The sequence below is a fragment of the Jeotgalibacillus terrae genome, from assembly GCF_016908195.1.
In the GTDB taxonomy this organism is placed as follows: Bacteria; Bacillota; Bacilli; order Bacillales; family Jeotgalibacillaceae; genus Jeotgalibacillus; species Jeotgalibacillus terrae.
This window is the reverse complement of the sequence record NZ_JAFBDK010000009.1, coordinates 1-14,090: the sequence shown is the minus strand read 5'-3', so window position 1 is coordinate 14,090 and position 14,090 is coordinate 1. Positions and strand designations below refer to the sequence as shown.

The following is a 14,090-nucleotide window of genomic DNA, read 5'->3' as shown; positions in this document are numbered from 1 at the left end:
AAATCCTCCCTGTACCTGATTAGTTCTATCATACAGGATTCTATACGAAAAAGGTGACTCAGATGATTCATGGAATCGGTTTGGATATTGTAGAAATTGAACGGATAGACAAACTGCTTGTAAGACAGCCGAAAATCATCCGGCGTGTCCTGACTGAGCGTGAGCAGCAACAGTTCGGGCAGCTTGGCGAAAGACGCAGACTGGAATTTCTGGCAGGGCGCTTTGCTGTCAAAGAGGCATATGCAAAAGCACTTGGATGCGGCATTGGAAGTGAGCTGTCTTTTCAGGATATTGAGATTGAAAAAGCATCATCCGGCAAGCCTTATATCAGTCATCCGGATTATCAGGTGCATGTAAGCATTACCCATACAAAGGAATATGCCGCCGCGCAGGTGGTGATTGAGGGGACAGGTGCTTAGGTGCGCCTGTTTTTTTGGTTGGTGGAAATGGGTCTCTGATGAAAGGGCGGGTTTTGGAAATATATCAGCAATTTAGTTTTATCTATCACCTTTTTGTTTATTCAATCGCCTTTGCTTATAATTGCGTCACCTTATACATGTATTCGAAAAAGGTGAAGGAATTCAATCACCTTTATGAATATTAGTATCACCTCGTGCCTTAATTCAATCATCTTTTCAACAATTCGACCGCCCTGCCAGCTCCGCGTGTTATGCTTGTCGGAGCTTAAACGCCTGCTTCCGCTTTTCTAATGATCCAGCTCCAGGCGCTAGCTCCTCGGATCATAAGCCACGCATCGGTAAACAGGAAAGGTCACCTGTTTTTCGTTCCGCGTCTTATGCCTGTCGGAGCTGACCAAGCGCCTTCCGCTTTTCTTGTGTCCAGCTCCAGCAGGCAGGTCCTCGAGTCATAAGCCACAATGAGAAAATGGGAAAGATCGCCCATTTCTCTCATTGCGTCTTATGCTTGTCGGACCTAAACGCCTGCTTCCGCTTTTCTCCCTGATCCAGCTCCAGGCGCTAGCTCCTCGGGTCATAAGCCACGCTGAGAAAATGGGGAAGGGCACCCATTTCTCTCAGCGCGTCTTATGCCTGTCGGAGCTGAACGAGCGCCTTCCGCTTTTCTATGTCATACAAGCCCATCTCCTCTCATACACTGAAAGTGCACTGGCAACGATGCTTAATGAGTGAAGGGGAGGAAACCATGAAGAAAACCGCTCTCTGTTTGATAATGGTCTTTTTAGTGATGCTGATGGCTGCGTGCGGTGAGAAGACGAGGGAAGAAGCGGCTCAGGACCTGATGGACAAGGTGGAGGAGACTGAAAGCTATAAGGCAAAAGCGAAGATGACCTTTACCACAGGAGAGACACCACAGGAATATGATGTGGAAGTCTGGCACATGAAGCCTCATTATTACCGGGTTCATCTGAAGCATGCTGAAGACAAGCAGAGTCAGATGATTATCAGAAATGATGAAGGTGTATTTGTCCTGACGCCTGCGCTGAACAAGAGCTTCCGTTTCCAGAGTGACTGGCCTTCAAATGGCAGTCAGGCTTATCTGGCTGAATCGCTTGTAAAAGATATTCAGGAAGATAAGGAAGCAGTTTTTACGGAAAAAGAAGGGCAGTATGTGTTTGATACGAAGACAAGGTACAAGCATCAGCAGATGTTCCCGCTTCAACAGGTTATATTTGATAAGAAGACACTTGCACCAACAGACGTAAAAGTAAAAGATGAAGAAGGAAATGTAAAAATCGAACTGAGCTTCAGTGAAGTGGATTACAAAGCGTCATTTGAAAAAAGTGATTTTAACCTTGAGAAAAATATGATGGGTGCCCAGCTTGAAATGCCTGTATCAGGTGACGGGGAAGAAACAGAAGAGTGGGCAGTATTGTACCCGACTGCTGAGATCGAAGGCGCTGCACTGAAAGAAGAAAAAGAAGTGAACACCGATAACGGCAGCCGGGTGATTCTGACGTATGAAGGCGCAAAAAATTATACGATCATTCAGGAAAAACTGGATGCTGCACCTGTCATGCTGACCACATCTGAAGCCACTGGAGAAATAGCGGACCTCGGCTTTGCAGTAGGGGCTATGACAGAGAATTCACTTGAATGGACCTACAATGGCGTCAACTACTTACTTGCTTCCAATGATCTGACAGAAGAAGAAATGCTCGAAGTCGCTCGCTCAGTGCAGGGGTCTATGATAAAATAACGGCATCCAAAACAGGAGCGACTCCTGTGACAAGAGAAGGTGCCAGATGATGAATAATGAATTCCATAGAGATACATGGATTGAAGTAGATTTGGATGCAGTCAGACATAATATCACTCAATTGTCCGGCCGACTTAATAATGACACAGTGATCATGGCTGTTGTAAAAGCGAATGCGTATGGACATGGTTATCTCGAAATAGCAGAGACAGCACTTGAAAGCGGAGCGGAATGGCTGGCAGTGGCTTTTCTTGATGAAGCACTCTTTCTTAGAAAGCACGGCTTTACCGCTCCGATCCTGGTGCTTGGCGCTACGCGGCCTGAAGATGCCGCACTGGCTGCGCAGCATGGGATCCGCCTGACTGTTTTTTCAGGAGACTGGCTGAGGAAAGCCGGAAACGTTCTTGATCGCGATACGTTGAACGTACATCTGAAAATCGATACAGGAATGGGACGGATCGGATTTAGAGAAAAAGCAGATTTAAAGGAAGCGGAAAGATTTGTAGCGGATTCTTCCCGTTTAACGATAGAAGGGGTCTTCACTCATTTTGCTACAGCGGACGAGCCTGACCGCAGCTATGCTGATTGGCAGCATGAACGTTTCCATGAGTTCCTTGAGGTATTCGAGCAGCAGCCGGAAATGATTCATGCTTCTAACAGCGCAGGTGCATTTCTCAGAGATAATACAGCATTTAACGCTGTACGCTTCGGTATTTCAATGTACGGATTTGTGCCTTCCGGAGATATCCGCAATGAGATGCCCGTTACGCTTCAACCGGCCCTTTCCCTTTATACGAAAATCGTTCAGGTGAAGCAGCTGAAAAAGAACGATAAAGTCAGTTATGGCGCAACCTACACAGCAGAGCAGGATGAATGGATTGCGACGCTGCCAATTGGTTATGCTGATGGATGGATCAGGCAGATGCAGGGCTTTGAAGTACTTGCAGGAGAGCACCGCGCGGAAATGATCGGACGGGTCTGTATGGACCAGTGCATGATCAGGCTGCCTTTTAAAATGGAGGAAGGCACGGTTGTTACTTTAGTCGGGCGTACAGAAAATGACTGTATCATGCTTGATGACGTTGCTGCGCATAACGGAACGATTCACTATGAATCTGCCTGTCTGCTGGCTGCGAGACTACCCCGGATCTATTGGGAAAATGGTGTGATAAAAAAGGTCTTTAATCATCTGAAATAATCATTTTTGCAAAGAATTGTCAGATATTTTAAAAGAGAACCTTTTCAGTACGGCTTTTTAATGTTAATATAAACATGGACTTGAATGATGAATGAACAAAAGAATAAATGTTTCAGAAAAAATAGGTATGCATATGATGGTGGAGGTGTAGTTTGTGTCGGAATCCAGCGCAACATCAGAAATCTTGGTACGATTACCAAAGCAACTGCTAACAGAACTGGAAGCGTTTGCCGAACAGGAAGAATTAAGCTGCAGTGACTGTATTTATCGTGCAACAAAAGCTTATGTCCGTGACAGACGCAGAAAACAAACTCAAGATGCTATGCGCCGGGGCTATATGGAAATGGCGAAGATCAACTTATCAATGGCTTCGGAAGCGCTACAGGCAGAATACGAAGCAGACCATACCATTGAACGTCTGGTAAGTGGGGGATAACGCTTTGATAGTGAAGCGTGGAGACGTATTTTTTGCTGACCTATCTCCCGTTGTCGGTTCAGAGCAAGGTGGAGTCCGCCCCGTTCTCATCATCCAAAACGACATCGGAAATCGGTTTAGTCCCACAGTAGTGGTCGCAGCAATCACAGCACAAATTCAAAAAGCCAAGCTCCCTACCCACGTTGAAATCAGTTCAAAGCGTAATGGCTTTGAACGTGATTCAGTTATTTTGCTGGAACAGATCAGAACATTAGACAAACAACGATTAACAGACAAAATAACCCATCTGGATGACGAGACGATGGATAAGGTAGACGAGGCACTTCAGATCAGCCTTGGCTTGATAGACCTCTAATGTGGAAAACGCTCTTTCAGGAGCGTTTTTTTTCATATCAATAGACCCGGGGGCAACACTCCTCTATAATAGAACATAAGTACGAATACAGAATGATAAGTTAGAGGTGAAATTTTTGTATAACAAAATCACTGCGCACATTGAAGATCATCGTGAAGAGCTCGAACGGGCATGGAAAGAACGGCTTACGAGCGATTCAGATGCGCGCATCATTGACATCATGCCAGAGCACATTTTTGAATCAACAAGCTCAGAGTTTTTTGATATTATTCTACTGAACCTGAAAGATAAAGATAGAGAATATAAAGAAAAGCTTCAGAGTTTTTCTGACAAAGTAGTCAGACTGGGCTGGCCGGTTGCGCTGGTTGTAAAAGGATTGAGAGAATTTGTACATACCGTGCAGGAAAACTTAGTCCAATATGGAAGTATTGATAAAGAGAGAGAAGGAGAGTATCTCGAGCTCCTGGATAAATGGATGACACCATTCTCAAATGAAATCATCCAGACATATGCAGAAACATGGGAGAAAACTGTATCTCTTCAAAAGATGGCCCTTCAGGAGCTGTCTGCCCCGTTAATACCGGTTATGGAACAGATATCAGTCATGCCGCTTGTAGGAACCATTGATACTGAAAGAGCAAGACTTGTGATGGAAAATCTGCTTGACGGAGTGGTCAGCCACCGCTCTGAAGTCGTGCTGATAGACATTACAGGCGTGCCTGTAGTAGACACGATGGTTGCTCACCATATTATCCAGGCGGCGGAAGCGGTTCATCTGGTCGGGGCAAAATGCATGCTGGTCGGAATCCGGCCTGAAATTGCCCAGACGATCGTTAATCTGGGGATTGACTTAGATAAATTTATTACAACCAGCACAATGAAAAAAGGTGTTGAGCTGGCGTTAGAGATGACAGGCAGAAAAATAGTGGAATTGGAGGGGTAAACGGTGAGAATTCCGATCCTAAAACTGAATGATTGCCTTTTAATTTCAATTCAATGGGAGTTAGATGATCAGACTGCCCTTGAATTTCAGGAAGATTTGCTAAAAAGAATTCACGAAACCAATGCGCGCGGTGTGGTCATTGATATTACATCAATTGATTTTATCGACTCGTTTATCGCTAAGGTGCTTGGTGATGTGATTAATATGTCCAGACTAATGGGTGCAAAAGTTGTTATTACAGGAATCCAGCCGGCAGTGGCCATTACACTGATCGAGCTTGGCATCAGACTTGATGACGTAATGACCGCACTTGATCTGGAAAAAGGTTTAGAGAAACTTCAACAGGAATTGGGGGACTGACCATATGGAAATCCAATCCTGTGTATCCATTCTGAACGAGTGGGATATCGTAGCTGCTCGCCAGCTTGGCAGAAATGTAGCGAAAGAGCTGGGATTTGGAACCGTAGATCAGGCTAGAATCACAACAGCCATCAGTGAACTCGCCCGAAATATTTACCTGTATGCAGGAGAAGGTCAATTATGTATTGACCGGCTGAATGAAAACGGTAAAGCAGGGCTTAGAATAATTGCACTGGATAAAGGTCCGGGTATTCCAGATATCAGAAAAGTAATGGAAGACGGTTTTTCAACTTCAGGGGGTCTAGGAGCTGGCCTGCCGGGTGTACGGAGATTAATGGATGATTTCAACATTGATTCAAACCCTGGCGAAGGTACAGATATCCGCGCAACAAAATGGCTCCGATAGGAGGGGCATTTGACGAATGAATAAACAAGAAACACTTGAAGCACAATATAGTAAAATTTTGCAGGAATATATGAACAACCAGTCTGAGCAGGCTCTATATGCTGCTCAGCAATTCAGCCGGACTGCTCTTGCAAAAAAAGTGCCGCCGGAGGAAATCATCAGTCTTCAAAAGAATGCAATGCAGCAGTTAATGCCTGACCTCTCACCGGAAGTCTGGCATTCTTTTGATATTCTGCTTGAAGTCATGACAGCATACGGATTTGCTTTCAGAGAACATCAGAGTCTGCTTGACACACAAAAGGAATTGAAAAATGAAATGGAGATTGCATCGAACGTACAGGACACACTCCTTGGCACCTCTGTGCCGACAGTGGATGGTCTTGAAATTGGTGCACTGAGCGTTCCTGCCAAACAGATGAATGGTGACTATTACCACTTTGTTCATGACGGAGATCATTCAGTGAATGTGGCCATTGCGGATGTAATCGGTAAAGGGATCCCGGCAGCACTCTGCATGTCTATGATCAAGTATGCAATGGACAGTCTGCCTGAATACCGCAAAGACCCAAGCGCTGTGCTTGAAAGTCTGAATAGAGTAGTAGAACAGAACGTAGACGACTCTATGTTCATTACGATGTTCTATGGGATGTATGAGCTGCGCAGTAATATTCTGCATTTTGCTTCCGCAGGCCATGAGCCCGGCTTTTTCTACCGCGGGAAAGATAAGGAGTTTCTTGACCTTGAAGCGAGAGGGCTTTTACTTGGTGTTGATAAAAACACAAAGTACAAGCGCTATGAGCAGGCAGTTGAAGTGGGAGATATGATTATTCTAATGTCTGATGGTGTAACAGAATGCCGCACAGATGAAGGATTCATTGAACGTGAAACGTTAATTTCCTATATCAATGAATATATAGAACTCCCACCGCAGGAAATTGTAAATAAAATTTTCCGGGACCTGGAGCGTCTGCAGCACTTCCAGTTAAGGGATGACTTTACAATTATCATTTTAAAAAGAACAAAATAGTTCCGGCTGATTACGTTTAACTCCCTGCAGTTAGGGTAGTTTACAAGTACGTCTTACGGAGATTTTGTGTATAAGCGCCTGCACCTCACTGGAAGATCAGAGGGTCAGGGGCTGGACATTCGAAAAAAAGGTGGAACTAATATGAATATTAAAGTTGATATAACAGAGCAGAGAGAAGATTTTGCAAGACTTGAAATTGCAGGGGAAATTGATGCTTATACTGCACCGGCTTTAAGAGAGAAAACAGAACCTCTTTCGAAACAGGAAGGAATCCACGTAGTAGCTGACCTTTCTGAGGTAAGTTATATGGACAGTACGGGCATTGGTGTATTTGTCGGATTGTTCAAAGGAATTAAAGCAAATGGCGGACACCTTCAGCTTATTGGTCTTTCAGATCGCCTGAAACGCCTTTTTGACATCACTGGACTTGCAGACATCATGGATATTAACTCCGAAGTAAAAGGTGGAATGGAATGATGAAACCATTTGATTACATTGAGATGAAGATACCCGCCAAAGCTCAGTATGTCGGTGTGATCCGCCTGACGATTTCAGGCGTGGCCAGCCGTATGGGCTTCACTTATGATGATATTGAAGATTTGAAGATTGCGACAAGTGAAGCAATTACCAATGCTGTTCAGCATGCTTATAAAGGTAATGATGAAGGAGAAATCGTTGTTGGTTTTGCATTATACAATGATCGCCTTGAAGTCATTGTGGCAGACCACGGTTCAAGTTTTGATTTCATCAAAGTAAAAGAAGAAGTTGGACCTTACAATGAGGGTTCACAGGTTGACATGCTCCGTGAAGGGGGGCTAGGTCTTTACCTGATCGAAAGCCTGATGGATGACGTGAAGATCAGTCAAAAAGAGGGTGTAACGGTCTTTATGACAAAGTACATTGAGGAAGAGCAGGTGGAGAGGGATGCGGAAACTGTCTCAACCTAATCAACCAAGCAAAAGTGAAGTACTGGAATGGATCAAAGCCTATCAGGAAACGCAGGATGAAGATGCACAGCACAAGCTAGTTGTTCATTACAAAAATCTTGTAGAATCCATCGCCAGAAAATATTCCAAGGGTAAATCGTATCATGAAGATATTGCACAGGTTGGAATGATCGGTCTCCTGGGTGCGATCCGCCGTTATGATGATACTTTTGGAAAAAGCTTCGAAGCTTTCGCGATCCCTACGATTATCGGTGAGATTAAGCGGTTTTTACGCGATAAAACATGGAGTGTTCATGTACCGCGGCGAATCAAGGAACTTGGTCCAAAAATTAAAGCGACAGTTGAAGAGCTTACAACAGATCTGCAGCGCTCCCCAAAAGTAAGTGAGATCGCGATGCACCTGGAAGTTTCAGAAGAGGAAATTCTGGAAGCGATGGAAATGGGAAAAAGTTATCAGGCACTGTCCGTTGACCATTCTATTGAAGCGGACTCTGACGGAAGCACAGTCACACTGCTCGATATTGTTGGCAGCATGGATGATAACTATGAAAAAACGGATCAGCGCATGGTACTTGAGAAAGTACTTCATGTGTTAAGTGAGAGAGAAAAACAGATTATACAATATACGTATCTAGAAAATATGAGTCAAAAAGACGCTGGTGATATGCTCGGCATTTCTCAGATGCATGTTTCCAGACTGCAGAGAAGAGCCATCAAAAAACTGCGTGATGCAATCCAGCAGGAAAATTCTGAAGACGGGAATTTTGCCTGATGGATGTACTTGACCACAGTTTAGTTACCGTACATGCAGGACAGTATGCAAAGGATGGAAGACAGGATTGCGGCGACAGTTATTATTTTGCGGCAACTGATGACTATTTTATATGCGTGCTGGCAGACGGTCTTGGGAGCGGAAAGTATGCGCATGAAGCTTCCCAGGCAGTTTGCAGTGCAGTAGAGGAAAACATGGATGAAGACGTTGATCAGCTGATGGAAAGAGCCAATCAGTCTCTTGCGAAAAAAAGGGGCGCGGCAGTTGCGATTGTAAAAATCGAATATGCCACAAGACAGGTTACATACAGCTGCGTTGGAAATATCCGCTTTTATTTTTATTCAGAAGCAGGCAAGTTGACTTATCCGCTGCCGGTAACCGGATATTTATCCGGCAGGCCCCAGCGTTATAAGACGCAGAGCTTCGCTTATGAAGATGGCGCATCATTTCTCATTCATTCAGACGGACTGCAGATCACACGTGTACGACCGCTGCTACAGTCAGGACGCTCAATTGACTATATTTCAACTTATCTCGATTCAATCGTTTCGGGAAGTGACGATACAACCTTTATCATTGGGAGACTGCCTCATTAAGGAGTCTCTTTTTTTTATATAAAAAATATAATTTAGGATTTGCACAGCTGTTGATTGAAGCGGAAGGGGGCGACTCCAGTAGGAAAAGTCGGTCAGGTAAGACCCCGCAGAGCGAAGCTCGAGGAGGCTTACCGCCGGCCCTGCGGAAAGCGTCCCCCTGCAGCGGAAATCATCAGCCAACATCAACAGAGCTAAATACTCTGTGGTACAATTAATCTCGGAAATGATTATAGAAAGGCAGTGAAAGGCATGGATCAGAAACAACAGATCGCCCGTCTGGCAAACAGTATCTCAATTAGTGCTGACAAAGTAGAAAAAGTAATTGAGCTCCTTAATGAAGGAAATACAGTCCCATTCATTGCGCGATATCGTAAAGAAATGACAGGTGCACTTGACGAAGTCCAGATCAAAAACATATCTGACAGCTGGGTCTACCTGCAAAACCTGGAGACACGAAAAGAAGAAGTACTGCGTCTGATTGAAGAACAGGACAAACTGACAGAAGAACTGAAACAATCCATTATAAATGCTGATAAACTGCAGGCAGTAGAAGATCTCTACCGTCCCTATAAACAAAAAAGAAGAACACGGGCTACCAAAGCGAAGGAAAAGGGTCTTGAACCATTAGCAAAATGGCTCTTATCCTTCCCGAGAAACGGAAACGTGGAAGAAAAAGCATCTGAATTTATCTCAGAGGAAAAAGAAGTGCCTAATGCTGACGAAGCACTTGCCGGAGCAAGAGATATCATTGCTGAAATGTATGCAGATGATGCAAAAATCCGTGAATACATAAGAAACCAGACTTTCAGAAGCGGTAAAATCACTTCTGCAGTCAAGAAAGCAGAGCTTGATGAAAAAGGCATTTTCGAGATGTACTATGAATACGAAGAGCCCGTTTCAAAGATCGTCCCGCACCGTACACTTGCACTGAACCGTGGTGAAAAAGAAGATGTGCTTCGCGTCTCGATCCAGCCGGACCAGGAGAGAATCCTTTCTGAATTAAAGCGCAAGCACGTGAAGTATCCTCAGTCAGTATCAGCTGAACAAATAGCTGAAGCCATTGAAGACAGCTATAAACGTCTGATCCTCCCATCTATTGAAAGAGAGATCAGAAATGAACTCACTGAAAAAGCGGAAAATCAGGCGATTCACATTTTCTCTGAAAATCTGAAAAACCTCCTGCTGCAGGCACCACTGAAAGGGAAAAAAGTGCTTGGCGTTGACCCGGCTTACCGAACAGGATGTAAGCTTGCAGTCGTAGACGAGACCGGTAAAATGCTATATATTGGCGTGATCTATCCGCATACAACAAAAGATCCTTCAAAAGCGGCTGCCACATTTAAAAAGGTGGTAAAAGACTTCGGTATTGAGCTTGTGGCTATCGGAAACGGTACTGCATCAAGAGAAACGGAACAATTCGTAGCAGACCAGCTTCAGGAAATTGATCAGGAAGTGTATTACCTGATTGTAAATGAAGCGGGGGCGAGTGTTTACTCTGCTTCAGACGTAGCGCGCGAAGAATTTCCTGATCTGCAGGTAGAAGAAAGAAGTGCTGTATCGATCGCCAGACGTCTGCAGGATCCATTGGCAGAGCTTGTGAAAATTGATCCGAAATCAGTCGGTGTCGGTCAGTACCAGCATGACGTGTCACAGAAGAAGCTGAATGAATCCCTGACCTTTGTTGTTGAGACCGCTGTAAATAAAGTAGGAGTGAACGTGAATACAGCATCACCTTCACTGCTTCAGTATGTAGCAGGTCTATCAAAAACCGTTGCACAAAATATCGTGAAAGCACGTGAGGAAGCGGGTAAATTCAGCAACCGCAAACAGCTGAAAAAGATTCCGCGACTCGGGGCGAAAACATATGAGCAATGTATCGGCTTCCTCCGTATTGCAGAAGGAGAAAATCCGCTCGATAAAACTGCTATTCACCCGGAAAACTATCAGGACGTACAGAAAATGATCAATCAGGCAGGTTACGACCTGAATGCGATCGGTTCTGAAGAGCTGAAAGAAGCGATCATTCAAAAAACACCTGAGCAGTGGTCAGAGGAAACAGGCATCGGTATTCATACGATGAAAGATATTATCGAAGCGTTGATTCGTCCAGGGCGCGACCCGCGTGATGAACTTGACAAACCGATCCTGAAAAAGGATGTACTCAAGATGGAAGACCTGAAACCTGGCATGGAATTGCAGGGAACAGTCCGCAACGTAGTGGACTTTGGCGCATTCGTGGATATCGGTGTCAAACAGGACGGGCTTGTCCACATTTCAAAACTGAAAAAAGGTTTTGTGAAACATCCGCTTGATGTTGTATCACTCGGAGACGTGGTAACTGTCTGGATTGAACAGGTCGACGTCAAAAAAGGCAGAATCGCACTCACTATTTTAGAGCCAGCCGACCAGACTGACTAATTGGAGGAATATAAATGGTCTATTATGTTATCGCCATTGCGGCAGCCGTTGCAGCACTTGGCATTACATTCAACTATATCGCCCATCTGGGTACAGTAATAAAAACTGCAGAAGGCCGCGGCGATGAAGGGATGACAGTATCAGCTGTGCTCACGCGTTTCTTCTTTTCAACGATGATCATTGAGCTCGTACCGATCGTTATCATGCTGCTTGCATATGTACTAATGGACAGACCGGATAACGGACTGCCGGTCATCCCGCTCATCATCATTCTGGCAGCAGCTGCGTTCGGCGTTACTCAGGTATTGATCAGAATGAACCAGCAGGTGCCGGCAGAAGTAAAAGGACAGGTACGCTCCTTTTCTCTGATCAGCATACAATTGATCACATCAATGCCGCTTGTCGCGCTGATCTTTCTGTTTATCTAAAAGGGGCAGCCAATGACAAACGAAGAATTACAGCAACTGACAGAACATATCTCACTTGAATCGTTCGGTAAAAAATTCCGTCACCAGGCATACTTTAACACAAGGCTCAGAACAACAGGGGGGAGATACCTGCTAAGGAGTCACCATATTGAGATCAACAAAAAGTATCTGGATGAACATGGGTATGAAGAACTGACAGGTATTATTAAACACGAGCTCGCACATTACCACCTTCATATAGAAGGAAAAGGGTATCAGCACCGTGATCGCGACTTCAGAGAACTGATTAAAAAAGTGGGAGCACCAAGATTCTGCACACCACTCCCTTCACAAAAGAAAAAGCAGCTTCCGCGTAATAAGGTATATGAATGTATCAACTGCGGACAGCTATATCACCGTAAGAGAAGGTTTGATACAAGTAAATACCGCTGTGGTAAGTGCAGCGGTAAACTGACCTTTTTAGGTGTGGATCATTCAAGAGCTTAATACAGGGTTCCCAGAGGTTTTTTCCTTCGGGAACTTTTTTGTTTCATTATCTTTGTTAAAGTTCAATGTTGTTTTAACACAGCTAGTGATTGAAGCGGAAGGGGACGATACCAGCAGGAGAAATCGGACAGATGAGTCCCCTGGAGCAGAAATCAACAGCCTAAATGAACAAAGGCATTTCATTTAAAGGGAGAGTGATGATTTTCATCATTGTATGAGTGGATTGCTTTTGACATCGCCTCTTAAATGTGGTAAATTACATTCACTAGCCTTTGAAGCGGACGGTATACACAGAGGAAAATAACATAAATTATTTTATAAAAGTTATTGACTAATGTTTTGAGTATCTGTTATGATATTAAACGTCGGCAAGAGAGACGCCAAGTGAACAACTTACATAAAGGCTTGCTGCAACAACTGAATCATATCGTTCCACAGTAGCTCAGTGGTAGAGCAATCGGCTGTTAACCGATCGGTCGTAGGTTCGAGTCCTACCTGTGGAGCCATTTTTATGGGGAAGTACTCAAGTGGCTGAAGAGGCGCCCCTGCTAAGGGTGTAGGTCGCGTAAGCGGCGCGAGGGTTCAAATCCCTCCTTCTCCGCCAGAACATGGCCCGTTGGTCAAGTGGTTAAGACACCGCCCTTTCACGGCGGTAACACGGGTTCGAATCCCGTACGGGTCACCACTTATTTTTGAAAAATACATAGTTTCATCTGGTCCCGTGGTGTAGCGGTTAACATGCCTGCCTGTCACGCAGGAGATCGCCGGTTCGATCCCGGTCGGGACCGCCATTTTTATTGGGCTATAGCCAAGCGGTAAGGCAACGGACTTTGACTCCGTCATGCGTTGGTTCGAATCCAGCTAGCCCAGCCATTTTTTAGAGCCATTAGCTCAGTTGGTAGAGCATCTGACTTTTAATCAGAGGGTCGAAGGTTCGAGTCCTTCATGGCTCACCATTTTGTTTCATGCGGGTGTGGTGGAATTGGCAGACACGCTAGACTTAGGATCTAGTGCCGCAAGGCGTGGGGGTTCAAGTCCCTCCACCCGCATTTTTATTTTAAAATAAGCATTGACACTTAGAAGTTATATTGATATAATATTACTTGTCGCTCGAAACCGAGCGGTCGTGGCGGAATGGCAGACGCGCTAGGTTGAGGGCCTAGTGGGAGAAATCCCGTGGAGGTTCGACTCCTCTCGACCGCACCAAACAAGTAAGCGCCCGTAGCTCAATTGGATAGAGCGTTTGACTACGGATCAAAAGGTTAGGGGTTCGACTCCTCTCGGGCGCGCCATATTTTACAACATTATATGCGGGTGTAGTTTAGTGGTAAAACCTCAGCCTTCCAAGCTGATGTCGTGAGTTCGATTCTCATCACCCGCTCCATTATTTTTGAAATACTTGAACCTTGAAAACTAAACAACCAAACGTCAATGTTTTAAGATTTTACGTCTTTTTCGAACAAAAAAGACAATGAGCTTTTCAAACACTTTACGGAGAGTTTGATCCTGGCTCAGGACGAACGCTGGCGGCGTGCCTAATACA

16 protein-coding genes and 10 tRNA genes are annotated in these 14,090 nt (G+C 44.8%); all 26 read left to right on the top strand.

The genetic code is table 11. The features are described from left to right. Positions 1–62: 62 nt before the first annotated feature. The 26 genes from acpS to JOD21_RS10380 all read left to right on the top strand — a co-directional run bounded on the left by acpS (position 63) and on the right by JOD21_RS10380 (position 13,931). Complete coding sequence (gene acpS / locus JOD21_RS10505; RefSeq protein WP_204729575.1) at positions 63–419, top strand: holo-ACP synthase; 357 nt, start codon at positions 63–65, stop codon at positions 417–419. Between the two features lie 742 nt (positions 420–1,161). Beyond that, positions 1,162–2,175, top strand: coding sequence for a LolA family protein (locus tag JOD21_RS10500; RefSeq protein ID WP_204729574.1), 1,014 nt, complete (start codon positions 1,162–1,164; stop codon positions 2,173–2,175). Positions 2,176–2,224: 49 nt separating this feature from the next. Then, positions 2,225–3,373: an alanine racemase gene (gene alr, locus JOD21_RS10495; RefSeq protein ID WP_204729573.1), complete on the top strand. Its 1,149-nt coding sequence runs from the start codon at positions 2,225–2,227 to the stop codon at positions 3,371–3,373. 154 nt (positions 3,374–3,527) lie between these two features. After that, positions 3,528–3,809, top strand: coding sequence for a CopG family ribbon-helix-helix protein (locus JOD21_RS10490; protein WP_039807347.1), 282 nt, complete (start codon positions 3,528–3,530; stop codon positions 3,807–3,809). Positions 3,810–3,813: 4 nt separating this feature from the next. Continuing rightward, positions 3,814–4,164 (top strand): type II toxin-antitoxin system PemK/MazF family toxin, encoded by a 351-nt coding sequence (locus tag JOD21_RS10485; protein WP_204729572.1) that lies wholly within the window; start codon positions 3,814–3,816, stop codon positions 4,162–4,164. Positions 4,165–4,279: 115 nt separating this feature from the next. Continuing rightward, positions 4,280–5,107, top strand: a complete 828-nt coding sequence (locus JOD21_RS10480) for an STAS domain-containing protein (RefSeq protein WP_204729571.1) — start codon at positions 4,280–4,282, stop codon at positions 5,105–5,107. A 3-nt stretch (positions 5,108–5,110) separates the two neighbouring features. After that, positions 5,111–5,467, top strand: a complete 357-nt coding sequence (locus JOD21_RS10475) for an STAS domain-containing protein (RefSeq protein ID WP_039807352.1) — start codon at positions 5,111–5,113, stop codon at positions 5,465–5,467. Between the two features lie 4 nt (positions 5,468–5,471). Further along, positions 5,472–5,873, top strand: a complete 402-nt coding sequence (locus JOD21_RS10470; RefSeq protein WP_039807354.1) for an anti-sigma regulatory factor — start codon at positions 5,472–5,474, stop codon at positions 5,871–5,873. 16 nt (positions 5,874–5,889) lie between these two features. Then, the gene (locus JOD21_RS10465; protein ID WP_204729570.1) at positions 5,890–6,900 is read left to right on the top strand and encodes a PP2C family protein-serine/threonine phosphatase; all 1,011 of its coding nucleotides are present in this window, start codon (positions 5,890–5,892) and stop codon (positions 6,898–6,900) included. A gap of 141 nt (positions 6,901–7,041) precedes the next feature. Continuing rightward, complete coding sequence (locus JOD21_RS10460; protein WP_204729569.1) at positions 7,042–7,377, top strand: STAS domain-containing protein; 336 nt, start codon at positions 7,042–7,044, stop codon at positions 7,375–7,377. Beyond that, a complete protein-coding gene (gene rsbW, locus JOD21_RS10455; protein ID WP_452176703.1) occupies positions 7,377–7,847 on the top strand; it encodes an anti-sigma B factor RsbW in 471 nt (156 codons plus the stop codon). The genes JOD21_RS10460 and rsbW overlap by 1 nt, the downstream gene beginning before the upstream one ends. Continuing rightward, positions 7,825–8,619, top strand: coding sequence for an RNA polymerase sigma factor SigB (gene sigB / locus JOD21_RS10450; RefSeq protein WP_204729567.1), 795 nt, complete (start codon positions 7,825–7,827; stop codon positions 8,617–8,619). Before rsbW ends, sigB begins: the two co-directional genes overlap by 23 nt. Then, positions 8,619–9,215, top strand: coding sequence for a PP2C family serine/threonine-protein phosphatase (locus tag JOD21_RS10445; protein WP_204729566.1), 597 nt, complete (start codon positions 8,619–8,621; stop codon positions 9,213–9,215). The genes sigB and JOD21_RS10445 overlap by 1 nt, the downstream gene beginning before the upstream one ends. A 249-nt stretch (positions 9,216–9,464) precedes the next feature. Continuing rightward, on the top strand, positions 9,465–11,633 hold the full coding sequence (locus tag JOD21_RS10440) for a Tex family protein (RefSeq protein ID WP_204729565.1): 2,169 nt from the start codon (positions 9,465–9,467) through the stop codon (positions 11,631–11,633). A 14-nt stretch (positions 11,634–11,647) separates the two neighbouring features. After that, positions 11,648–12,061: a hypothetical protein gene (locus JOD21_RS10435; RefSeq protein ID WP_204729564.1), complete on the top strand. Its 414-nt coding sequence runs from the start codon at positions 11,648–11,650 to the stop codon at positions 12,059–12,061. A 12-nt stretch (positions 12,062–12,073) separates the two neighbouring features. Continuing rightward, on the top strand, positions 12,074–12,547 hold the full coding sequence (locus tag JOD21_RS10430) for a SprT family protein (protein ID WP_204729563.1): 474 nt from the start codon (positions 12,074–12,076) through the stop codon (positions 12,545–12,547). Between the two features lie 431 nt (positions 12,548–12,978). Further along, positions 12,979–13,053: transfer RNA gene (locus JOD21_RS10425), tRNA-Asn, on the top strand. A gap of 7 nt (positions 13,054–13,060) precedes the next feature. Further along, positions 13,061–13,151 (top strand) — tRNA-Ser (locus JOD21_RS10420). 6 nt (positions 13,152–13,157) lie between these two features. After that, a tRNA-Glu gene (locus tag JOD21_RS10415) sits at positions 13,158–13,232 on the top strand. Between the two features lie 30 nt (positions 13,233–13,262). Beyond that, a tRNA-Asp gene (locus JOD21_RS10410) sits at positions 13,263–13,338 on the top strand. Positions 13,339–13,345: 7 nt separating this feature from the next. After that, positions 13,346–13,420: transfer RNA gene (locus JOD21_RS10405), tRNA-Gln, on the top strand. A gap of 7 nt (positions 13,421–13,427) precedes the next feature. Beyond that, a tRNA-Lys gene (locus JOD21_RS10400) sits at positions 13,428–13,503 on the top strand. Positions 13,504–13,514: 11 nt separating this feature from the next. Next, positions 13,515–13,596: transfer RNA gene (locus tag JOD21_RS10395), tRNA-Leu, on the top strand. A 71-nt stretch (positions 13,597–13,667) separates the two neighbouring features. Next, positions 13,668–13,753, top strand: a tRNA-Leu gene (locus JOD21_RS10390). Positions 13,754–13,762: 9 nt separating this feature from the next. After that, positions 13,763–13,839 (top strand) — tRNA-Arg (locus tag JOD21_RS10385). A gap of 18 nt (positions 13,840–13,857) precedes the next feature. After that, positions 13,858–13,931: transfer RNA gene (locus JOD21_RS10380), tRNA-Gly, on the top strand. Positions 13,932–14,090: the final 159 nt, after the last annotated feature.